26 protein-coding genes are annotated in these 21,155 nt (G+C 59.7%); 17 read left to right on the forward strand and 9 right to left on the reverse strand.

The annotated features are described in order from the left end of the window. Positions 1 to 51: 51 nt before the first annotated feature. A complete protein-coding gene (locus DXT96_RS01445; protein WP_149899011.1) occupies positions 52 to 501 on the reverse strand; it encodes an RT0821/Lpp0805 family surface protein in 450 nt (149 codons plus the stop codon). A gap of 56 nt (positions 502 to 557) precedes the next feature. Between DXT96_RS01445 and pdxH the strand changes: the two genes are divergently transcribed. Continuing rightward, positions 558 to 1,178, forward strand: coding sequence for a pyridoxamine 5'-phosphate oxidase (pdxH, locus tag DXT96_RS01450; RefSeq protein WP_153513294.1), 621 nt, complete (start codon positions 558 to 560; stop codon positions 1,176 to 1,178). Between the two features lie 30 nt (positions 1,179 to 1,208). Here pdxH and DXT96_RS01455 read toward each other — a convergent pair whose 3' ends face one another. Next, positions 1,209 to 1,988 (reverse strand): sulfite exporter TauE/SafE family protein, encoded by a 780-nt coding sequence (locus tag DXT96_RS01455; RefSeq protein WP_188355966.1) that lies wholly within the window; start codon positions 1,986 to 1,988, stop codon positions 1,209 to 1,211. Between the two features lie 155 nt (positions 1,989 to 2,143). On the opposite strand from DXT96_RS01455, the gene DXT96_RS01460 reads away from it, so the two are divergent. Further along, positions 2,144 to 2,449: a MazG nucleotide pyrophosphohydrolase domain-containing protein gene (locus DXT96_RS01460; protein ID WP_153513295.1), complete on the forward strand. Its 306-nt coding sequence runs from the start codon at positions 2,144 to 2,146 to the stop codon at positions 2,447 to 2,449. A 43-nt stretch (positions 2,450 to 2,492) separates the two neighbouring features. On the opposite strand, the gene DXT96_RS01465 is transcribed toward DXT96_RS01460, so the two are convergent. From DXT96_RS01465 to DXT96_RS01485, 5 genes are all read right to left on the reverse strand, one after another. Beyond that, positions 2,493 to 2,870, reverse strand: coding sequence for a hypothetical protein (locus DXT96_RS01465; RefSeq protein ID WP_149898725.1), 378 nt, complete (start codon positions 2,868 to 2,870; stop codon positions 2,493 to 2,495). 129 nt (positions 2,871 to 2,999) lie between these two features. Continuing rightward, the gene (locus DXT96_RS01470) at positions 3,000 to 3,674 is read right to left on the reverse strand and encodes an HAD family phosphatase (protein ID WP_153513296.1); all 675 of its coding nucleotides are present in this window, start codon (positions 3,672 to 3,674) and stop codon (positions 3,000 to 3,002) included. Between the two features lie 5 nt (positions 3,675 to 3,679). Further along, a complete protein-coding gene (locus tag DXT96_RS01475) occupies positions 3,680 to 4,165 on the reverse strand; it encodes a VOC family protein (protein WP_149898727.1) in 486 nt (161 codons plus the stop codon). Positions 4,166 to 4,467: 302 nt separating this feature from the next. Then, positions 4,468 to 5,883, reverse strand: coding sequence for a metalloprotease TldD (gene tldD / locus DXT96_RS01480; protein WP_153513297.1), 1,416 nt, complete (start codon positions 5,881 to 5,883; stop codon positions 4,468 to 4,470). Between the two features lie 83 nt (positions 5,884 to 5,966). Next, the gene (locus DXT96_RS01485; RefSeq protein WP_003494243.1) at positions 5,967 to 6,491 is read right to left on the reverse strand and encodes an invasion associated locus B family protein; all 525 of its coding nucleotides are present in this window, start codon (positions 6,489 to 6,491) and stop codon (positions 5,967 to 5,969) included. A gap of 446 nt (positions 6,492 to 6,937) precedes the next feature. Between DXT96_RS01485 and coxB the strand changes: the two genes are divergently transcribed. From coxB to DXT96_RS01545, 12 genes are all read left to right on the forward strand, one after another. Beyond that, on the forward strand, positions 6,938 to 7,801 hold the full coding sequence (gene coxB, locus DXT96_RS01490) for a cytochrome c oxidase subunit II (RefSeq protein WP_153514136.1): 864 nt from the start codon (positions 6,938 to 6,940) through the stop codon (positions 7,799 to 7,801). Between the two features lie 17 nt (positions 7,802 to 7,818). After that, positions 7,819 to 9,534: a cytochrome c oxidase subunit I gene (ctaD, locus tag DXT96_RS01495; protein WP_153513298.1), complete on the forward strand. Its 1,716-nt coding sequence runs from the start codon at positions 7,819 to 7,821 to the stop codon at positions 9,532 to 9,534. 390 nt (positions 9,535 to 9,924) lie between these two features. Continuing rightward, entirely contained in the window at positions 9,925 to 10,878 is a 954-nt protein-coding gene (locus tag DXT96_RS01500) for a heme o synthase (protein ID WP_153513299.1), read from the forward strand. Beyond that, on the forward strand, positions 10,878 to 11,009 hold the full coding sequence (locus DXT96_RS27300; RefSeq protein ID WP_149898732.1) for a hypothetical protein: 132 nt from the start codon (positions 10,878 to 10,880) through the stop codon (positions 11,007 to 11,009). Before DXT96_RS01500 ends, DXT96_RS27300 begins: the two co-directional genes overlap by 1 nt. Before the next feature lie 29 nt (positions 11,010 to 11,038). Then, complete coding sequence (locus DXT96_RS01510; protein WP_149898733.1) at positions 11,039 to 11,671, forward strand: cytochrome c oxidase assembly protein; 633 nt, start codon at positions 11,039 to 11,041, stop codon at positions 11,669 to 11,671. Positions 11,672 to 11,729: 58 nt separating this feature from the next. After that, a complete protein-coding gene (locus DXT96_RS01515) occupies positions 11,730 to 12,605 on the forward strand; it encodes a cytochrome c oxidase subunit 3 (protein ID WP_153513300.1) in 876 nt (291 codons plus the stop codon). Between the two features lie 352 nt (positions 12,606 to 12,957). Then, a complete protein-coding gene (locus DXT96_RS01520; RefSeq protein WP_153513301.1) occupies positions 12,958 to 13,374 on the forward strand; it encodes a DUF983 domain-containing protein in 417 nt (138 codons plus the stop codon). 10 nt (positions 13,375 to 13,384) lie between these two features. After that, the gene (locus DXT96_RS01525; protein ID WP_153514137.1) at positions 13,385 to 14,119 is read left to right on the forward strand and encodes an SURF1 family protein; all 735 of its coding nucleotides are present in this window, start codon (positions 13,385 to 13,387) and stop codon (positions 14,117 to 14,119) included. Between the two features lie 75 nt (positions 14,120 to 14,194). Further along, positions 14,195 to 15,241 carry a 4-hydroxy-3-methylbut-2-enyl diphosphate reductase gene (gene ispH, locus DXT96_RS01530; RefSeq protein WP_149898736.1) on the forward strand — a complete coding sequence of 349 codons (1,047 nt, stop codon included), beginning with the start codon at positions 14,195 to 14,197 and terminating at the stop codon, positions 15,239 to 15,241. A gap of 94 nt (positions 15,242 to 15,335) precedes the next feature. Further along, entirely contained in the window at positions 15,336 to 16,304 is a 969-nt protein-coding gene (locus tag DXT96_RS01535) for a homoserine kinase (RefSeq protein ID WP_153513302.1), read from the forward strand. After that, on the forward strand, positions 16,301 to 16,741 hold the full coding sequence (rnhA, locus tag DXT96_RS01540; protein ID WP_003511799.1) for a ribonuclease HI: 441 nt from the start codon (positions 16,301 to 16,303) through the stop codon (positions 16,739 to 16,741). Before DXT96_RS01535 ends, rnhA begins: the two co-directional genes overlap by 4 nt. Before the next feature lie 142 nt (positions 16,742 to 16,883). Beyond that, positions 16,884 to 17,192 carry a Dabb family protein gene (locus tag DXT96_RS01545; protein WP_149898738.1) on the forward strand — a complete coding sequence of 103 codons (309 nt, stop codon included), beginning with the start codon at positions 16,884 to 16,886 and terminating at the stop codon, positions 17,190 to 17,192. Positions 17,193 to 17,339: 147 nt separating this feature from the next. On the opposite strand, the gene DXT96_RS01550 is transcribed toward DXT96_RS01545, so the two are convergent. Further along, positions 17,340 to 17,825: a peroxiredoxin gene (locus tag DXT96_RS01550; RefSeq protein ID WP_153513303.1), complete on the reverse strand. Its 486-nt coding sequence runs from the start codon at positions 17,823 to 17,825 to the stop codon at positions 17,340 to 17,342. Positions 17,826 to 17,947: 122 nt separating this feature from the next. Beyond that, positions 17,948 to 18,796 carry a protein-disulfide reductase DsbD domain-containing protein gene (locus DXT96_RS01555; protein ID WP_153513304.1) on the reverse strand — a complete coding sequence of 283 codons (849 nt, stop codon included), beginning with the start codon at positions 18,794 to 18,796 and terminating at the stop codon, positions 17,948 to 17,950. 161 nt (positions 18,797 to 18,957) lie between these two features. Here DXT96_RS01555 and DXT96_RS01560 point away from each other — a divergent pair, with 161 nt between their 5' ends. The 3 genes from DXT96_RS01560 to DXT96_RS01570 all read left to right on the forward strand — a co-directional run bounded on the left by DXT96_RS01560 (position 18,958) and on the right by DXT96_RS01570 (position 21,142). Further along, a complete protein-coding gene (locus DXT96_RS01560; RefSeq protein WP_142839235.1) occupies positions 18,958 to 19,563 on the forward strand; it encodes a YqgE/AlgH family protein in 606 nt (201 codons plus the stop codon). A 122-nt stretch (positions 19,564 to 19,685) separates the two neighbouring features. Then, positions 19,686 to 19,877 carry a CsbD family protein gene (locus DXT96_RS01565; RefSeq protein WP_003494272.1) on the forward strand — a complete coding sequence of 64 codons (192 nt, stop codon included), beginning with the start codon at positions 19,686 to 19,688 and terminating at the stop codon, positions 19,875 to 19,877. A gap of 170 nt (positions 19,878 to 20,047) precedes the next feature. Then, positions 20,048 to 21,142 (forward strand): putative zinc-binding metallopeptidase, encoded by a 1,095-nt coding sequence (locus DXT96_RS01570; RefSeq protein WP_153513305.1) that lies wholly within the window; start codon positions 20,048 to 20,050, stop codon positions 21,140 to 21,142. The last annotated feature ends 13 nt before the right edge of the window (positions 21,143 to 21,155 follow it).

Here is a 21,155-nt window from a genome sequence, read left to right on the forward strand (position 1 = left end):
GAAGCGCGGCGCGGGGTGGCCGGCTTTATTCCATGCGCCAAGGTAAACAGATTATTTCTGCTCGAAGCGGGTCATCAACCATTCGCCGGTTTCCGAAAGGCAGGCCTGTCCGGAGTAAGCGGCTACGCCTTCGAAGGAGTGGCGTGTCGTCCTGAAATCGCGGCAGACGAAACCGCTGGATTTGTCTTCGTGAATGGCGGTGACGACACCCGCGCTGCCGGTTGCGGCATTGGCCCAGGGCAACGGCTGGTCGGCCAGTTTGGCAAGATCGGCGGATGTTACCGCATTGCGAATGGTCGCATCATCCGTCTGCTGGCCGTTATTCGGCTGGTTGGGAACGGAGGCTGTGGAAAGCGTGCGGTCGACCTTGTCCCCGCCGAACAGATCGAGGCTGACGCAGCCGCTCAGCACCACGAGCATTGACACGACGGCGGAAACTTCCGCGATCGACGAAAGGAGGCCCTTTGTTCGACTGTTCGACTTTGCTATGACGGTCACCATCTTTCGCCAGAAATCATCTCTGGGGTCCAAATCAGCTCGGGAGCATTTTAGTCAATATGTCGGAAACGGGGTTAACATCCAGTGACTTCACGGAAGAAAATGAACCTTTCGCGCTTTTTGCCGAGTGGCTAAAGGATGCGACGGCTTCCGAGATCAATGATCCGAACGCGGTAGCGCTCGCAACCGTCGATGAAAACGGCCTGCCGAATGTGCGCATGGTGCTGTTGAAAGACGTCGATGATCGCGGCTTCGTTTTTTATACGAATTTCGAAAGCCAGAAGGGCCGCGAGATTCTTGGCCAGAAAAAAGCGGCCATGTGCTTCCACTGGAAAAGCCTGCGCCGGCAGGTGCGTCTGCGCGGCGAGGTGGAGATCGTCAGCGACGCGGAAGCGGATGCCTATTACGCGTCGCGTCCGCGCGGCAGCCGCATCGGCGCCTGGGCGTCCAAGCAGTCGCGGCCGCTGGAAGGCCGTTTCGCGCTGGAAAAGGCGGTGGCCGAATATACCGCCAGATATGCCATCGGCGATATTCCGCGCCCGGCCCACTGGTCCGGTTTTCGCATTCGCCCGGTCAGCATCGAATTCTGGCACGACCGCAAGTTCCGCCTGCACGACCGCGTCGAATTCCGCCGCGAGACGCCGGATGCGCCGTGGTCGAAGGTTCGTATGTATCCTTGAAGGCGGCAAGGGCAGGCCGGTGCGGCCTGCCTATTTCAACAGCGAATCGAACAGCGGCAGGCCGATGACGGCCGAAATGGCGATCAGGCCGTAACAGATGCGTCTGAATGCGGCCTCATCGGCAAATCCGTGCAGGCGCGCGCCGGCGTAAAGACCCGCCCCGTAAAATGGCAGGGCCAGCAGGAAAAAGACGAAGACATCGGCGGTGAAAAGACCACTGAGGAAATAGCTTGCCGTGGAAATCACGGTCGAAATGGCGAAATAAACAATGACATTGGCGCGCACGAAGGCGCCTTTGAGCGCCCCGCCCAGCCAATAGGCGACGACGGGCGGGCCGCCCAATTGCGCCGCACCCGAAAACAGCCCGGCGAGAAACCCGGTAAACAGGGTCAGAGGCGTCTTCGGCCGCCCGCTATAACGCCAGCCGGACAACAGAAACAATAAAAGCACGACGACCACGGTGGAAATGATCCAGCGCAGGGTCAGCGGATCGCCATGGGAAAGCAGGATGGTTCCGAGCGGCACGCCGACAAGTGCGCCTGCCGCCATGGTGAAGACTTCGCGCCGGTCCGCCATGCGAAAGGCGGGCGGTATCATGCCAAGCGTCAACACGCCGTCCACCACCAGCAGAACCGCTGACGCGATGCGTGGCCCGACGATCGCGCTTGCCAGCGGAATGAAGATGAGTGCTGCGCCGAAGCCGGAAAAGCCGCGGGCAAGACCGGCGAGAAACGCCGCACCCGCAAACATGGCCAGCAGCGTCGGACTATGCGCGGTGATAAGCGATGAGAAAAAATCGAGATGGGACATGGGCGATGGCACGGTTGTTCGAATACCTTTTCTCTATCTCGCCTGCAGGCGCATGTCGCGGAAATTTCCGTTCATGGCCGCATGACGCCCCTGACGGGTCGACGCCGTCAGAGAATCATGATTAGAGTTGTAGTGCATGAACAAAGGATGAACAAATGCTTGCTGACATGATGCGTCGGTTTGAAGAGGCCTCGCAAAAATATGCCGCTGAAAACGGAATATTCCGCGACCCGGACTGGTACATGCTGAAGCTTCAGGAAGAGGTTGGCGAGGTCACGCAGGCCTGGAACCGGCTGACGGGGCGGGGCCGCATAAAGGGCAGGAACAAAGAGGAGATGAAACGGGATCTGGCCGACGAAACCGCCGATCTCCTCGGCCATGTGCTGTTGCTGGCCCACTATAATGGTCTCGATATGGAAGGGGCGATCGAGCGCAAGTGGCGTTTTACGCCGTCGAGATGATGGGTTGCGGCGGGCGGCGGCTATGCCCTGTCCATCGCTGCGGTTACAAGCGCGAGACGACAAAGAACAGAGTTGCCAGAAATCCGGATAACGGCGTCATGACCAGGCGTTCTGGGCGGCTTCGCGATATAGAGTTCAACCCGGCGATCACCGAGAGAGTACAGGCCATGGTCCAGATGACGGGTTCGATCCAGCCCGCCGGCCAGAGGCCGACGAAGCCAGCCTTTTGCAGCAGGAAAGACGCGGCGAGAGAATAGATCGGGACAGAGGCCACGCTGGCAATGCGTTGCGTGGCTGGAAGGACGCTGTATTCGCCGCCCCAGGCGAAACGGCCGAACGGCGCACCCGCCGCAAGGGCAATTTGAAATATCGAAAGAAAAAGCAAAATCAGCGTCGCGAGTGACACGGCAATAAGCTGCATGACCGCCTCGATTTATGGATGCGCCGACAGAGGAACCCTGACAAAATCGGCGCGTCAATCAATATGACATTCACTATAGAGGCAAATGGCAAAGACCATGTGACATGGTCTCGCGCTTGTAGCCTGCTTTCACGCCCCTGATGGCTGTGTTTCCTGCAAAAGCCTTGCCACCGCATGCAGATCACTCGAAACGGCGATGCATTTTTCCCGCATTTCCTCGGTCGGCGGCGCCACATCCGGCACCATGATCGTCATCATGCCCGCCGATGAGGCAGAGCGGACGCCGGAATAGGAATCCTCGAGCGCAAGGCAGCGGCCCGGATCGATATCGAGACGCTGTGCGGCGGTGAGATAAGGCATGGGCGCGGGCTTCGGCTCGGTATAATCGCCGCGTGCGACGATGGTGTCGAAACGCCTGAGCAGATCGTAAGGACCGAGATGGCGTGTGACCGAATCGTGTCGCGAGGATGTCGCGATGGCGCGGCGGATATCGAGCCGGTCGAGGAGATCGAGGATTTCGACGACACCCGGCTTCAACGCCACGCCCTCCGCCATCATCACGGCAAGGTGCCGGAGCCATGCGTCGCGAAAAGCGTCTATGGGGAAATCCGCGCCGTAATCGGCAAAGATGGTGCCGGTGATGACATCCCACGGACTGCCGCAGACCTTCTGATAGGTCTCGACCTGCATTCCATGGCCGCCTTCCTGCGAAGCCGCCAGGAATGAATCGCGATAAAGCACCTCGCTTTCGATCAGCAATCCGTCCATGTCGAAAACTACCGCATGCGGGAAAAAGGGCAGCATGGCGTTTACCCGAACCGGAAGGGGCGTTCGCCCAGGCTCTCGAACGGGCGGATCAGATAACCGTCCGGATCGGCGACGATGAATTGCCGGTTGCCGACCTCGACGGTGCCGCGCCTGTACCATTTTTCTTCCGCGGGCAGGACGAGGTCGATCGAAGAGCGCTCCAGCCGGGTGAGAATGGGCTGCAGGGAGGGGACGGCGAGCTGCAGGTTCATGCCCCGGCCCATCGGAAACTCAAGGGCTGCATTCTCGGCCACGAAGGTTCGGGTTGCGCCGATCTGGTCGATCATCAGCTGCGCCTCATCGAGCGCAAGATAGGCGAAACCTTCTTCGGCGCGTTCATAGACCACATGAAAACCGATCAGGTCGCAATAAAAGGCGCGGCTTTTCAGCCAGTCGGTGACGGCAAGTTCGGGGACGAGGGCATTGCGTATGATGGTCGGGGTCTCCTTATGCCACGCAGGCCGGGCGGTGGGAGGAGGGCCTGCCATGAGGGGTGATCTTATCGTCTTCTCGGTGAGGTGCCAGAGGAAACCTCATCATGGCAGCCATGTGTGAGGTTATGGGCTGCCCGGCTGCAAGACTGGTGGTTGAGCTTGTCGCGGCAGGCTCGACGTTTCGCGTGACCGCAACTCTCTCTGCCGTCATGCCGGACCAGATCCGGCATCCAGCCAGCCCAAGTCCTTGGGCGGACAAGACCCCTCTCGCCGCGCAGATGCGTCGGCTGGATACCGGCTCAGGGCCGGTATGGCGGAAGTTGGGACAGACCGCAGTCCCCCACACACGGAATGTCCTATGCCTTCGTACCGCCAACGGTGATCTGGTCCATGCGCAGATGCGGCTGGCCGACGCCGACCGGCACCCATTGGCCGGCCTTGCCGCAATTGCCGATGCCCGTATCGAGTTTGGAATCATTGCCGATCATCGAGACGCGCTTCATTGCATCCGGTCCGTTGCCGATCAGCATCGCGCCCTTCACCGGCGCGCCGATCTTGCCGTTTTCGATGAGGTAAGCCTCGGTGCAGCCGAACACGAATTTGCCTGACGTGATATCCACCTGTCCGCCGCCGAAGGACACGGCATAGATGCCCTTCTTGACGGAGGAGATGATCTCTTCCGGCGTCTTGTCGCCAGACAGCATGTAGGTATTGGTCATGCGCGGCATCGGCACATGCGAATAGCCCTGCCGGCGACCGTTGCCGGTGGCCTTTGCGCCCATCAGCCGGGCATTCTGGCGATCCTGCATGTAGCCCACCAGCCTGCCATTCTCGATCAGCACATTATAAGCTGATGGCGTTCCCTCATCGTCGATGGTGAGTGAGCCACGGCGGCTGTCGATGGTGCCGTCATCCACCACAGTCACGCCGGGGGCGGCAACCATTTCGCCCATCAGGCCGGCAAAGGCCGAAGTCTTCTTGCGGTTGAAATCGCCTTCCAAACCATGGCCGACCGCCTCGTGCAGCATCACGCCGGGCCAGCCGGAGCCGAGCACCACATCCATGGTGCCGGCCGGTGCATCGATGGCGGTCAGGTTGACGAGCGCCTGACGCAACGCTTCATCCGCGCCGCGCTGCCAGCTTTCCGTTGTAATGAAATCGCCAAAACCGACGCGGCCGCCAATGCCGTAGGAGCCGCTTTCCTGCCGGTCGCCTTCGCCGGCAACCACTGAAATATTGATGCGGGTCATCGGCCGGATATCGCTGACGCGATGGCCGTCGGCGCGCAGAATATCCACCACCTGCCAGCTTGCGGAAATCGTCGCCGTCACCTGCCGGACGTTAGAGTCCTTGTCGCGCAGATAGGCATCGATGTCGGTGAGGAGCTTCACCTTCTCTTCGAAGCTCGGGCTGCCGATCGGGTTCTCGTCGCCGTAAAGCTTCTTGTTGGTGCGCTGGGGTGCGGCGGCATAGGAGCCGGAATAACCGCGGGTGACAGCGCCAACCGCATCCGAAGCGCGCTTCAGTGCGCCTTCCGAAAGCTCGCCGGCATGGGCGTAACCCACCGTCTCGCCGGCAACGGCGCGCAGGCCAAAACCCTGATCGGTGTTGAAGGAGCCGCCCTTGAGCCGGCCATTGTCGAAGGTCAGCGATTCGGCCTGCGCATGTTCGATGAACAGCTCACCGTCGTCAGCACCGGCCAGCGCCTCTCCGACAAGCTTGCGCAATTGCGTTTCATCGCAATCGAAGAGTTTTACAAGATCGTCGGTCATGGGAGGCTCCAGTCATTATCGTTCAATGACCGATTTAGGCACTGGAGCGGGGAGACGCAAGGCTGCCCGTTGACGACGAGGCGTTACGGCAGTGCGTCGTAGCCCTCGGCAAAGCCGGTCAGCTCGATCGGAATGCCGACACGATCCTGATCGACCGATTCACGCAGCGCAAAAACGGCGGCCTTGCCGGCACGCAGAACCTTCAGCAGCTCGTCGTCGATATCCACCTCGACATAGCAGCCTTCGGAGAAGCAGCGGGTGAAATAGGCGCGGCCGATATTGTTGTTGTCGATATAAAGCTCCATGCCGTCCTTCAGCAGAACGCCAAGCGGCGCGAGGATACGCAGGATGCGCGACTTGCGGTCGGCGGTCTTCAGCACCACCACCGAAAGCCCCACTTCCGGGCGGTCGTCGGCAATCACGTTCTGCATCAGGGCGCATTGCTCTTCCGACGCACCGGCCGGCTTGTCGCAGATGACAGACCATGCGCCATGCGTCGATTTCGGCGTGCCGGGCGGCTGCTGTTGCGCCAGCGCCGCAGCAGCGGGGGCGATGATGGCAAGACCGGCGGCGGCAAGAAAAGTGCGCGCGAGCGGGGAAAGACGCATGGATACCTCTGGGATTCGAATCAGTGCGGCTATTTTGACGCCATAATCCGGAAAAAAAAGCCTACAGCCTTCAATTCCAGCGGAGTTGGGCGGAAATAGGACCTTTCCGCTTTGTTCATGTGTGTAATTTCTGCGCCCGCCACCCCGTGTCCGGCCTGCGCTGGCAGGCTGCAAAACCCTCTGAAAGAAGGGCCTGTGCCGCATTTTGACTGTTTGAAACCGGTTGCGGCCTACCCATGCTGTTGCGGAGTGCGGGAAAGTCGACCGTCAATTGACCAATGGCAAAATTGGCGGGCATCCGTGTCCCGACGCATATTGCGGCAGAGGGCAAACTGTGGTTTTAAGTTAGTACCATTAGCATGGATTCTGCGTCTGTGATTGATCAAGATCAGACGCGTGAGGGAGAGGGTACCGTGAGGAATAGGATTTACGCAGCATTGGCGGGGATGACCTGTCTGCTCACGGCTGTCGGCGCCCACGCCGATCAGCCGGTGCATTGGCAAATGGGCATGCAGGAGGCCGCCACGCCGATCATGCACGAAATACGCTGGTTCGAACAATATACGCTTTGGTTCATTGTTCCGGTTACGCTTTTCGTACTTGTGCTGCTCATCATCGTCGCCCTGAAATTCCGCGCCGCGAAAAATCCGGTGGCTTCCAAGACCAGCCATAACACGGCGATCGAGGTGGTGTGGACGCTGGCGCCTGTGCTCATACTCATGTTCCTTGCCATTCCCTCGTTCAATCTTCTGAACGCGCAGCTGACCCAGCCGGAAAACCCGGACCTGACGCTGAAGGCGACCGCCACGCAGTGGCTGTGGAATTATGAATACAAGGCCGCTGAGGGCGCCGAGCCGCTCGCCTTCGACAGCTATCTGCTGAAGGAGCAGGATCGCGCTGCTGCGGGCAAGGAGGACAAGGCCCGCTATCCGCGTCTTCTTGCTGTCGACAATGAAATGGTCGTTCCGGTCGGCAAGACCGTTCGCCTTCTGGTGACGGCGGCTCCGACCGATGTCATTCACGCCTTCGCCATGCCCGCTTTCGGCGTCAAGATCGACGCTGTTCCGGGCCGCCTCAACGAAACATGGTTCAAGCCGGAGAAGGAAGGCCTTTATTACGGCCAATGTTCCGAGCTTTGCGGCAAGGACCACGCCTTCATGCCGATCGCCATTCGGGTGGTTTCCGAACAGCAGTACAATGCCTGGCACGCCGCCGCCGCTTCTGATCTGAACGGCGCGAACCGGGCGCTGATGGCCTCCGTCGACGGCGCTCCGCGCACGGTCGATGTTGCCGCCAACGAAACCAACTGAGACCTGGAGTGACGACAATGGCTGGACCTTCCGCACACGACGATCATCACTCGCATGGTCAATCCGCAAATGAAGCGCACGCGCATGACGATCATTCGCATGATGCGCATCATTCCCATAAGCCGGGCTTTTTCGCCCGCTGGTTCCTGTCCACCAACCATAAGGACATTGGCACGCTCTACCTGATCTTCGCCATCATCGCGGGCATCATCGGCGGCGGGCTGTCGGTTGTCATGCGCATGGAACTGCAGGAGCCGGGCATCCAGATCTTCCACGGTCTGGCCGCCATGGTTTACGGCTTCGAGGGCGACGCCGCCATCGACGGCGGCAAGCACATGTTCAACGTGTTCACGACAGCGCATGCGCTTATCATGATCTTCTTCATGGTCATGCCGGCGATGATCGGCGGTTTTGCCAACTGGATGATCCCGATCATGATCGGCGCTCCTGACATGGCTTTCCCGCGCCTCAACAACATTTCCTTCTGGTTGATCGTTCCAGCCTTCATCATGCTGCTCCTGTCGCTCTTCGTCGAAGGTCCGGCGGGCGGTTACGGCGTGGGCGGCGGCTGGACCATGTATCCGCCGCTATCGACCAGCGGCATGCCCGGACCGGCGGTGGATCTGGCGATCTTCTCGCTGCATATCGCCGGCGCATCCTCGATCCTCGGCGCGATCAACTTCATCACCACCATTCTCAACATGCGCGCCCCGGGCATGACGCTGCACAAGATGCCGCTGTTTGCCTGGTCGGTTCTGGTCACCGCATTCCTGCTTCTGCTGTCGCTGCCGGTTCTGGCGGGTGGCATCACCATGCTTCTGACCGACCGTAACTTCGGTACGGCATTCTTCTCGCCGGAAGGCGGCGGTGATCCGATCCTCTACCAGCACCTGTTCTGGTTCTTCGGTCATCCGGAAGTGTACATCCTGATCCTGCCCGGCTTCGGCATCATCAGCCACATCATTTCCACCTTCTCCAAGAAGCCGGTCTTCGGTTATCTCGGCATGGCCTATGCCATGGTCGCCATCGGCGCAGTCGGCTTCATCGTCTGGGCGCACCACATGTATACGGTCGGCCTGTCGCTTGAAGCGCAGCGTTATTTCGTCTTCGCAACCATGGTCATCGCGGTGCCGACAGGCATCAAGATCTTCTCGTGGATCGCGACCATGTGGGGCGGTTCGCTGACCTTCTCGACCCCGATGATCTGGGCGATCGGCTTCATCTTCCTGTTCACGGTCGGTGGCGTCACCGGCGTGCAGCTCGCCAATGCCGGTCTCGACCGCTCGCTGCATGATACCTATTACGTCGTGGCCCACTTCCACTACGTTCTGTCGCTCGGCGCGGTCTTTGCGATCTTCGCCGGCTGGTATTACTGGTTCCCGAAGATCACCGGCTACATGTATAACGAGTTCATCGGCAAGCTGCATTTCTGGGTCATGTTCGTCGGCGTGAACCTGATCTTCTTCCCGCAGCACTTCCTGGGTCTCGCCGGCATGCCGCGCCGCTACATCGATTATCCCGATGCGTATGCCGGCTGGAACCTGGTGTCTTCTTACGGTTCCTACATCTCAGCCGTTGCCGTGTTGATCTTCCTTTTCGGCGTCTGGGAAGCCTTCGCCAAAAAGCGGATCGCCGGCAACAATCCCTGGGGTGAGGGTGCGACAACGCTCGAATGGCAGCTGTCTTCGCCGCCGCCTTACCACCAGTGGGAACAGCTTCCGCGCATTCGCTGAATGCCGGACCGGAAGGCGCGGGCGTGGCTCGCGCATTCCGGTTGCTGAAAAAGGGGACGGCGTGGTTGCGTCCGTGCCGTTTCCGAAGGTGGATGGGTCCGCCGCCCGCGTGACATTTTGTCCAAGCGAAGCTTATCGTCCGACGTGATACATGCCTGAATGTGATAAATGCCAAGTTTGGCCTTTATGAATAAGCAGGCGCAGACGAATGGCGGGGCGGGCGCGGCGACAGGCCAGGCGAATGGCATCGGTTTTTCCCGATGCGGCCCATGCCGAAACGTTCGGACCCAATGAATTGACGCATCGCGCATGCCGGAAATCACATTCGTTTTTCGGGCCGGTGCAGGGGATGCCGCGACAAGTGGCATCTGAAGGAAAACAGGACAGGAAATGACCGTTATCGACAATCGCGATATGCTGGGTGTTGAAAGCTCCGAACTCTCGGAAGCCGGCGCGCGCGATTATTTCGAATTGCTGAAGCCGCGCGTCATGTCGCTGGTCGTCTTCACGGCCTTTGCCGGCCTCGTGCTGGCGCCGGGCGAAATCAATCCGGTGCTTGGGCTGATCGCCATTCTCTGTATCGCCGTCGGCGCTGGCGCATCCGGCGCGCTTAACATGTGGTACGATGCCGATATCGACGCCGTGATGAGCCGCACCGCCAAGCGGCCGATCCCGTCCGGCCGCATCGCGCCGCGTGAGGCGCTGGCCTTCGGGCTGACGCTGTCGGCCTTTTCGGTGGTCATCCTCGGCCTTGCGGTCAACTGGTTCTCCGCCGGCCTGCTTGCCTTCACCATCTTCTTTTACGCTGTCGTTTATACGATGTGGCTGAAGCGCTCGACGCCGCAGAACATCGTCATCGGCGGTGCTGCCGGCGCTTTTCCGCCCATGCTTGGCTGGGCCTGCGTTACCGGCGGCGTGTCGCTGGACAGCATCATCCTGTTCCTCATCATCTTTTTGTGGACGCCGGCGCATTTCTGGGCGCTGGCGCTGTTCAAGATGCGCGATTACGGCTCCGTCGGCATTCCGATGATGCCGAATGTGGCGGGCGAGCGCTCCACCAAGAACCAGATGATCGTTTATGCCGTGCTGACGGCGGCGGCTGCCGTCGCACCTTATTTCACGGGTCTGGCGAGCGCCGGTTACGGCATTTTCGCCGCCGTGCTGAGCGCTATCTTCGTTTACTGTTCGCTCGTTGTCCGGCGCATGCCTGAGGGTGACGAGAAGATGCTGCCGGCCAAGAAGATGTTCGCCTATTCGGTGCTGTACCTCTTCGCTATTTTCTCCGGCCTTCTGGCCGATCATTTTGCGCCGGCCCTGAAGGCCGTGATGACGGGAGTTCTGTGATGGAAACTGTGGAACTGAGCGCGGCGCAGAAAAAATCGCGACGCGGGCGCAACATCGCGCTCGGCGTTTTGCTGGCGGGTCTGGTGGTGCTGTTTTACGTCATCACCATCATCAAGATCGGCGCGAATTAACGGTCTGATCTGAGGGAGCGGAAGAGGACATGGCGAATACCGGGGGGGCGAATATGGGAACAGACACGGCAACGGCCAACACGCAGCGAGTGAGCAACCGCTCGATCCTGGTGCTCTGTCTGGTATTTTTCTGCGCCATGATCGGCATGGCTTACGCCGCCGTTCCGCTCTACAGTCTGTTCTGCCGTGTCACCGGCTATAACGGCACGACCCAGCGCGTTGAGCAATATTCCGACGTCATTCTCGACAAGACCATCAATGTCACTTTTGACGCCAATACGTCGAACGGCCTCAACTGGGATTTCCGCCCGGTCGACAAGATGGTCAAGCCGAAGATTGGCGAGACGATACAGGTCACCTTCAAGGCGACCAACCGTTCGCCCGTGGCGACCACGGGCACGGCGGTATTCAACGTCACGCCGATGGAAGCCGGTGCCTATTTTAACAAGGTGGAGTGTTTCTGCTTCACCGAAACGACGCTGCAGCCGGGCGAAACACTGGAAATGCCGGTGGTTTTCTTCGTCGATCCTGATATCGCCACGGCGCGCGAAACCAAGAGCATTCATACTTTGACGCTGTCCTATACGTTTTATCCGGCCAAAACCGAAAAACCGGTTGCGTCCTTGCCGGTAAAGACTTCATCTGGCGAAAGCAAATTGTGAGAGGAGACCTGGCCTCTTTGAGGCCGGGTCAGGGAAGAGACATTCGGGGATTGTCGCAATGGCAGATACGCATCAGAAGAACCACGATTACCACATCATAGATCCAAGCCCATGGCCTATCCTGGCCTCGATCGGCGCCTTCATTCTGACCTTCGGCGGCGTCTGTTACATGCGTTACCTGTCGGCCGGCTCCTTCAAGCTGTTCGGCATGGAACTGGCCAATCCCTGGCTGTTTTATATCGGCCTCGTCATCGTGCTCTACACGATGTACGCCTGGTGGGCGGACACGATCAAGGAAGCCAATGAGGGCAGCCATACCCGCGTCGTTTCGCTTCACCTGCGTTATGGTATGATCATGTTCATCGCCTCGGAGGTGATGTTCTTCGTCGCGTGGTTCTGGGCCTATTTCGATGCCAGCCTTTATCCGCACGAAGCAGTTCAGGCGTCCCGCCTCGAATATACCGGCGGACAATGGCCCCCCAAGGGTATCGAGGTCATCGACCCCTGGCACCTGCCGCTCTACAACACCGTCATCCTGCTTCTGTCGGGCACCTGCGTCACCTGGGCGCATCATGCCCTGCTGCACAATGATCGCAAGGGCCTGATCAGCGGCCTCGCGCTCACCGTGGCACTTGGCGTGTTGTTCTCCACCGTGCAGGTTTACGAATACATACACGCCCCGTTCGACTTCAAGAACTCGATCTATGGCGCGACCTTCTTCATGGCGACCGGTTTCCACGGTTTCCACGTCTTCGTCGGCACGGTCTTCCTGCTGGTCTGCCTGTTCCGCGCCATTGCCGGCGGTTTCACGCCCAAGCAGCATTTTGGTTTCGAAGCGGCCGCCTGGTACTGGCATTTCGTTGACGTCGTCTGGCTGTTCCTGTTCTTCGCCATCTACATCTGGGGTGGCTGGGGCGCGCCGGTTCACGGTTAATCGGGCCGGGTAGCAGCCACATTGCTTCTTGATCGAGCGGGTGCCGCGTATTTCTTCTCCCCGAGGGGGAGAAGGTCGCGGCAGCGGGATGAGGGGGCAAGGTCGGCGGTATGCGGCAACGTTGCCCCCTCATCCGACCCTTCGGGCCACCTTCTCCCCGGCGGGGAGAAGAAACCAAAGGGCAACGCCGAGCGATAAGTGATTGCTCTGGTTTCGAGGCGGCTTCCTGCAGACACGACGTCATCCTCGGGCTTGACCCGAGGATCCATAGGCCCGCTGAAAGCGTGGATCCCTGGGCCAAGCTCAGGGATGACCGATGCGGGTGTTGGGAAACTTCGCGGGAGTTCTCTCCATGTCTGAACAATCGAAGTCTGAACAATCGAAATCCGAACCATCAAACGGCGATTTCGCACCCGTTGATCCCATCAAGGTGGGCTGGAGAGGCTGCTGCCCGCGTTGCGGTAACGGCCGACTGTTCGACGGTTTCCTGACCCCGAAACCGGCCTGCACCGCCTGCGGGCTGGACTATGGTTTCGCCGATGCGGGTGACGGTCCGGCGGTCTTCGTCATGCTGATTGTCGGTTTTCTGGTGGTCGGGCTGGCGCTCTGGTTCGATCAGCGTTTTGCGCCGCCCGTCTGGGTGCATGTCATGCTCTGGTTGCCGTTTACGGTGATCATCTCGCTCGTGCTTTTGCGCAAGCTGAAGGGGATCATGATTGCGCTGCAATACCGCAACAATGCAAGCGAAGGCAGGCTTGATCGTGAATGAGGTTTCCCACATGAAGGCGGCGGACAGACGGGTCTGGTTCGCCGCACCGCTCGTCCTGCTGGCGCTTGCCATTCTTCTCGGGCTCGGTACATGGCAGGTGAAGCGGCTTTACTGGAAAGAGGCGCTGATGGCCGATATCGAGCAGCGGCTGAGCGCGAGCCCGGTTCCGCTTGCCGATATCGAAGCACTGGCAAAAAGCGGCGGCGAGATCGAATATCGCAGGGTCAGGCTGTCAGGCACTTTCGACCACGCCCGCGAGCGGCATTTCTTCGCTACCCATCAGGGCCGAACCGGTTATTACATCTATACGCCGCTGACGCTTGACGATGGCCGCATTCTCTTCGTCAATCGCGGTTTCGTGCCCTTCGAGATGAAGGAACAAGCCAAACGAACGGAAGGACAGGTAACCGGCGAGGTCGCGATAACAGGGCTGGCGCGCGCGCCACTGGTTGCCAAACCCTCCTCGCTGCTGCCGGATAACGATATCGCCAAGAACATCTTCTACTGGAAGGATCTGGCGGTCATGGCCTCGAGCGTCGATATCCCCTCCAATCGGCTGGTCAATCTCTTCGTTGATGCCGACACGGCGCCCAACCCCGGCGGCTGGCCTCAGGGCGGGGTGACGCTGATAGATTTGCCCAACAATCACCTGCAATATGCGATAACGTGGTATGGCTTGGCGCTGGCCCTTGTCATCGTCGTTGGTTTTGCCTATTTCCGGAACCATAAGGCGCGCGACGAATAACGTGCGCCCCGCCCGGCAAGGGCAGGCTATCGGGCAAGGCATGGAACTCGCCAAGAAGCAGGCCAAGGAGCACGAATGAACATCGCCGTTTCCAAACCCCCTTTGACGATAAGGCTGTGCGGACCGCGCGGCTTTTGCGCGGGCGTGGACCGGGCGATCCAGATCGTTGTGCTGGCGCTGAAGGCCTATGGCGCGCCGGTCTATGTCCGCCACGAAATCGTGCATAACCGTTATGTGGTGGAAGGGCTGGAAGCCAAAGGCGCGATTTTCGTCGAGGAACTGCATGAAATCCCCGCCGAACATCGCGAGCAGCCGGTGGTGTTTTCCGCCCATGGCGTGCCGAAATCGGTGCCGGAAGATGCACAGGCGCGCAACCTGTTTTATCTCGACGCCACATGCCCGCTGGTCTCCAAGGTTCACAAGCAGGCCATGCGCCACCAGCGCCTTGGTCGCCACGTGGTGCTGATCGGCCATGCCGGTCACCCTGAGGTCATCGGCACCATGGGCCAGCTGCCTGAAGGCACCGTGTCGCTGGTCGAGACGGTGGAAGATGCGGGTGTCTACGAACCCGTAGACCGTGAAAACCTCGGTTTCGTCACCCAGACGACGCTTTCGGTCGATGATACCGCCGGCGTCATCGCCAGACTTCAGGAACGCTTCCCCGCCATTCAGTCGCCCGCCGCCGATAGCATCTGTTACGCAACCACCAACCGTCAGGATGCGGTGAAGCAGGCAGCGCCCGGCTGCGACCTGTTCATCGTGGTCGGCGCGCCCAATTCCTCCAATTCCAAGCGGTTGGTGGAGGTGGCGCTGCGCGCCGGCGCCAAACACTCGGTGCTGGTGCAGCGGGCCTCGGAAATCGATTGGGACACGATCGGCGATATCCGCACTGTCGGACTTTCGGCCGGCGCATCCGCCCCTGAAGTTATCGTCGATGAGATCATCGAAGCCTTCAAGGCGCGTTTCGACACCACGCTCGATCTTGCCGTGACGGTTGAGGAAACGGAACATTTCCTCGTCAATCGTGAACTGCGCAGCATCGAACTGACGACGGACGACATGGCTTTCGTCAACGGCAATGCCAGCAATGCGCTGCCGCCGAAAGCCACCGCCGGTGCCTAGAACGGGATGATGACGAGGTGAGGGGGTTCTCCCCTTGTATCCGTCATCTCCACCCCCGAGATTTTCATTCCATCCTTCATCAAGAGATTTGAAATTGGCAGTTTACACGGACATCACCGAAGATGATCTGAGGAATTTCCTCACGCAATATGACACCGGCAGCCTCACCTCCTATAAGGGCATTGCCGAAGGCGTCGAAAACACCAATTTCCTGCTGCATACCACCAAGGACCCGCTGATCCTGACGCTTTATGAAAAGCGGGTGGAAAAAAACGATTTGCCGTTCTTCCTCGGCCTCATGCAGCATCTGGCTGCCAAGGGCCTGTCATGCCCCTTGCCCCTGCCGCGCAGGGATGGGGAATTGCTGGGCGAATTGTCGGGCCGCCCGGCGGCGCTGATCTCCTTCCTCGAAGGCATGTGGCTGCGAAAGCCGGAAGCCAAACATTGCCGCGAAGTCGGCAAGGCGCTGGCCGCCATGCATCTGGCCGGCGAGGGGTTCGAGATAAAGCGGCCGAATGCGCTCTCCATCGAAGGCTGGAAGGTGCTGTGGGACAAGTCGGAAGACCGCGCCGATGAGGTGGAGAAGGGTTTGAGGGACGAGATTCGCCCTGAGCTCGATTATCTCGCCGCCCATTGGCCGAAGGATCTGCCGGCCGGCGTCATCCATGCGGATCTGTTTCAGGACAACGTGTTTTTCCTCGGCGATGAGCTGTCCGGCCTTATCGACTTTTATTTCGCCTGCAACGATCTGCTCGCTTATGACGTGTCGATCTGCCTCAATGCCTGGTGCTTCGAAAAGGATGGCGCATATAACGTCACCAAGGGCAAGGCGCTCTTGGAAGGTTATCAGTCGGTGCGCCCGATGAGCGAGGCGGAGCTGGATGCCCTGCCGCTTCTGGCGCGCGGTTCGGCACTGCGTTTCTTCCTGACGCGGCTCTACGACTGGCTGACGACGCCGGAGGGGGCTATGGTAGTCAAGAAAGACCCGCTGGAATATCTGCGCAAGCTGCGGTTCCACCGCGCGATCGCCAATGTCGCCGAATATGGGCTGGTCGGCGAATGAAACATGTCGATATTTTTACCGATGGCGCCTGCTCGGGTAATCCCGGTCCCGGCGGCTGGGGCGCTGTGCTGCGATATGGCGAGACCGAAAAGGAACTCTCCGGCGGCGAGGCCGATACCACCAATAACCGCATGGAACTGCTGGCGGCGATTTCGGCGCTCAATGCGCTGAAAAGCCCCTGCGAGGTCGACCTTTATACCGACAGCGCTTACGTCAAGGACGGCATAACCAAGTGGATTTTCGGCTGGAAAAAGAAGGGCTGGAAAACCGCCGATAATAAGCCGGTCAAAAATGTCGAGCTATGGCAGGCGCTTGAAGCGGCGCAGGAGCGCCACAAGGTTACCCTGCACTGGGTCAAGGGCCATGCCGGCCACCCGGAAAATGAGCGCGCCGATGAATTGGCACGCAAGGGCATGGAGCCCTTCAAGCGCCGGTAATGCAAGCCTGCTTTATGTCCGCTCGGTTCAGTCCGAGCTGATTTAACCCGGGCCGCCTTTATCGGGGTTGTGAAAACCGAAACCCGACTTATCTTGTCGTCAAGGGCGCCTGCGTTGCGTCCAACGGAGGAGAGGAATCCGGATGATCCTGCATTGTGTATTTCTACGCTTCAAGGCTGCGACGGCATCCTCTGAAAAACACGCCGCGTTCGAGGCGATCGCTGCCCTGAAGGACGTGATACCCGGCATCATCGATGTGAAATACGGCCAGAATGTCTCGCCCGAAGGCCTGAACGGCGGCTTCGTCGACGGCTTCATCGTGACGCTCGAAAGCCCCGAGGCCCGCGACGACTATCTCGCCCATCCGCAGCATGTGGAGGCGGGGGAACGTCTGGTGTCGCTCACCGATGGCGGTCTCGCCGGTCTTCTGGTGTTTGATATGAATGTTTGAGAGGACGGCTTCTCGCCGCTCTCTTCCGTCATGCTCGTGCTTGTCCCGAGCATCTGCAACGTCTCGATTGAATTGGACGTGATTAGATCCTCGGCACAGGGCCGAGGATGACGTCAGATCCAGGGCCAAGAGGCCATCTTCTTAATGTCAAAGCTGCTCGATCATCGCCGCAGCAGCGGAAACAGTCGCCTGACCGGGATTCTCTTCCACGTTGAGCGACTTCACCACACCATCTTCAACCAGCATCGAATAACGCTTGGAGCGCACGCCAAGCCCGCCGCCGGAAAGGTCGGCATCGAGGCCCAGCGCCTTGGTGAAGGCGGCGTCCCAGTCGGCGAGGAAGTGGATCTTGCCCTGACCGCCTGATGATTGCGCCCATGCGCCCATGACGTGCCAGTCGTTGACGGCGACGACGGCGATGTCATCCACGCCCTTGGCGAGAATGGCGTCGCGGTTTTCGAGGTAGCCCGGCAGGTGGTTCAGCGAGCAGGTGGGGGTGAAAGCGCCGGGTACGGCGAAAAGAACCACCTTCTTGCCGCCGAAAAGCTGGTCGGTGGTGGTTTCCACCGGGCCGTCGGCCGTCTTTTCCTTGAAGGTTGCGGAAGGCAGTTTTTCGCCGATCTTGATGGTCATATCAGTGCTCCTGTGGCCGTTCGGTTCGCGCGACTATAGAGCACGAAAATGAAATCTGTCATGCGGTTTTCGAGGTAAATTCCAGAGCTGAATCACCTGCTCGGGAACGACCGAAGAAGCGCTCAGGGTTTCGGGAAATTCAGCATCGTCTCCATCGCCCGATCCCCGGATTTGACCAGAATGGGCCAGCTGTTGCCCTGCACCTGATAGGTTTTCGGCAGGCCCTTGATGTTCATGTAGAAGGAGAGCTTGCGCTTGTCGCGCACCAGGTTCTGCGGTTCGTAATAGGCAAAGCCCGAAGGACCGGCGATGAAGATCTCGGTTTCCTTCGGCGCGTTTTCCGGCAATTGCAGCTGCACGCCGAGCATGGTCTTGTCGGGCGTGATATGGAAATCGATCACCTTGAAATCGTCGGATGCCGCTTCTGGCAGCGTTTCGCGCGCTTCCTCGAGCAGGCGCCGTTCCTCATGGTCGTCATCACCGGCATTGCCACGGTCGATCGAGAATGTCGCCTCGAAGGGAATGCAGATATTCTGGCACACCCCGATAAAGGCGGTGAGGTCGATCTTTCCGCTGGCCGCCGGGTCGGCTGCCTTCAGCTGAAAGGGCAGGCTGACGGCCTGGTCGTAGCCGATATCGGTGATTTCGCCATTTTCGATGAGCTTGGGAACGGGATAGGCCATGGTGGTGAGTGTCACGCCGCTTGCCGGATCAAGCGTGATCTTCGGCGGAATGCCGGCTTCGCCCGGCTCGCGCCAATAGGTTATCCAGCCGTCTTTCGGCTCGATCTGCAGCACGCCGCGCACCACGCCATCGGCATCCATGGCAAGGCTTGCCACGCGCATCTGGCCGCCTTCGCTTCTGGCCCAATCGGTAATTTCGGCCCGGGCGACGTCAGCACCGCCGAGGAGAACGGCGAATGCGGCCGCGAAACGAAGATGTGAAAGTCGGAAGAATGTCCTGGCGCTCATTCCTTCCGTCTAACCCAACATCGCTCAGCCGACCAGTTACGAATTCGTGCGGTTCATCATTTTCGGTTGATTGATCGGGCGCTATGCCGCATCCTGTTCCCTGTCGAAGTGCGAACGCCGTTTTCCGTTCAACGACGGAATTCGGTCTGCTGGAGGCGCCGGTGAGCTTTTCAACCCTGATGGACAAACGCGAACGTGGCTTTCTCGATGGTCAGTTCCTCATGGCGATGCCGGGGCTGGACGACGGTAATTTTGCCCGTGCGGTGATCTATATCTGCGCCCATTCGGATGCCGGCGCCATGGGCTTCATCATCAACCGGCCGCAGCAGATCACGTTCACCGATATTCTGCTGCATCTGAAACTGGTTGATAGCAACGACGCCATCATGCTGCCCAACCGCACCCGCGAATTTCCGATCCAGTGCGGCGGTCCTGTCGAATCCGGCCGAGGTTTCGTGCTGCATTCCGATGATTATTTGAGCGAATCCAGCATTCCGGTCAGCGACGATATTTCGCTGACGGCGACGCTGGATATCGTCCGCGCCATTTCCAACGGCCGCGGCCCGCAAAAGGCTACCATGCTGCTCGGTTACGCGGGCTGGGGGCCGGGCCAGCTGGAAAACGAGATCGCCAATAATGGCTGGCTGAATTGCCCGGCGGCGGAAGAGCTGATTTTCGACCGTGGGCTGGACAATAAATATGAACGGGCGCTGGCCCTGATGGGCGTGGACGCGCGCATGCTCTCCACGGATGCCGGCCACGCTTGATTTGACGCGCCTGAAATTTCCGCAGCCGCCATGTAATTATAGGCTGGAACCAAATCTTGCTCCCTCACGTTAGTCACCCGGAAAGCCGAACAGACAGTACGGCTCAACTAGGGAGCAGTGACATGGGTAGCACATCAGACAAGATCGCCGGTAAAGCCAACGAAGTTGCAGGCAAGGTCAAGAAGAACGTCGGTGAAGCAACCGGCAACAACGAGTTGCGCGCCAAGGGTGCCGCCCAGGAAACCAAGGGCAAGGTTCAGAAAAACGTCGGCAAGGCAAAAGACGCCGTCAAGGGCGCCGTCGACCGGATGTAATGCCGCCTGACGGATTGCGCCTCTCTAACGGTGCGGCGCTTGGAGCGCATGTGTTATCGCACATGCGCTCTTATCGTATGGGGTGCCGGAACGATGGGTTTGTTACGCCGTTCACGTTGCCATCGTATGTTTGCATCCCCCCCCACTGATCCATCGCAAGGGTTTCATCAATGAAGCTTTTTTCCTGCGCATCCTGCGGCCAGCCGGTCCATTTCGATAATCGTTTCTGCGTCTCCTGCGGCCATCGCCTGGCCTTCGTGCCGGAGCGTCTTTCCATGGAGGCCCTGGCGCCCGCAGGCGAGCCGAACTGGCAGATCGTGGCGGAGCCGCAAAAACAGCTACGCTTTTGCGCCAATGAGGTGAACGACATCTGCAACTGGTCGGTGCCGGCGGAAAGCGAGAGCGCCTTTTGCCCCGCCTGCAGCCACAACCGTCTGGTGCCTGACATCGCAACCGAACAGGGCATCGAACAATGGCGGCGCATCAGCCAGGCGCAGCGGCATCTGTTTTATTCGATGCTGCGGCTCGGCCTGCCGCATCCCAACCGCGATGCCGATCCGGCCGGCGGGCTCGTCTTCGATTTTCTGGTCGACGAGGTCGCGCCCGACGGTTCCGTCATTCCCGCCATGACCGGCCACGACGAGGGCCTGATCGCCATTCGCGCGGCGGAAGCCGACGATGCGACGCGCGAGCAGGTGCGAGCCAACATGAATGAGCCCTATCGTACCATGCTCGGCCATTTCCGCCACGAGGTCGGGCATTTCATCTGGAACAAGCTGGTCCGCGATGCGAACCGGCTGGAGGCCTGCCGCGCGGTGTTCGGCGATGACCGCGAGGATTATGGCGCGGCGCTGCAACGCAATTACGAACAGGGTCCACACCCCGACTGGCAGGAGACTTTCATAAGCTCCTATGCTTCCGTCCACCCCTTCGAGGATTTTGCCGAGTGCTTCGCGCATTATCTGCACATTGTCGATACGCTTGAGACCGCCCGCGCCTTCGGCGTCGCGATCGATCCTGACGGGCATGAGGAAATGGCGGCGGAGGTGACGTTCGATCCCTATAAGGCCCGCAGCGCCGCGCAGCTGGTCAAGGCCTGGATCCCGCTCAGCGTCGCCATCAACTCCATCCAGCGCAGCATGGGGGAGGCGGACCTCTATCCCTTTGTGCTGGCACCGCCGGTGGTGGCGAAGATGGAGTTCATTCACGACCTGCTGCATGGGAAGGTGGCGGCGGATGCGCAGTATGGGGCGATGGTTCAGTGAAGATTGGCGCGTT

Origin of the sequence: Agrobacterium sp. ICMP 6402, from assembly GCF_009498615.1 — a bacterium.
Lineage (GTDB): Bacteria > Pseudomonadota > Alphaproteobacteria > Rhizobiales > Rhizobiaceae > Agrobacterium > Agrobacterium burrii.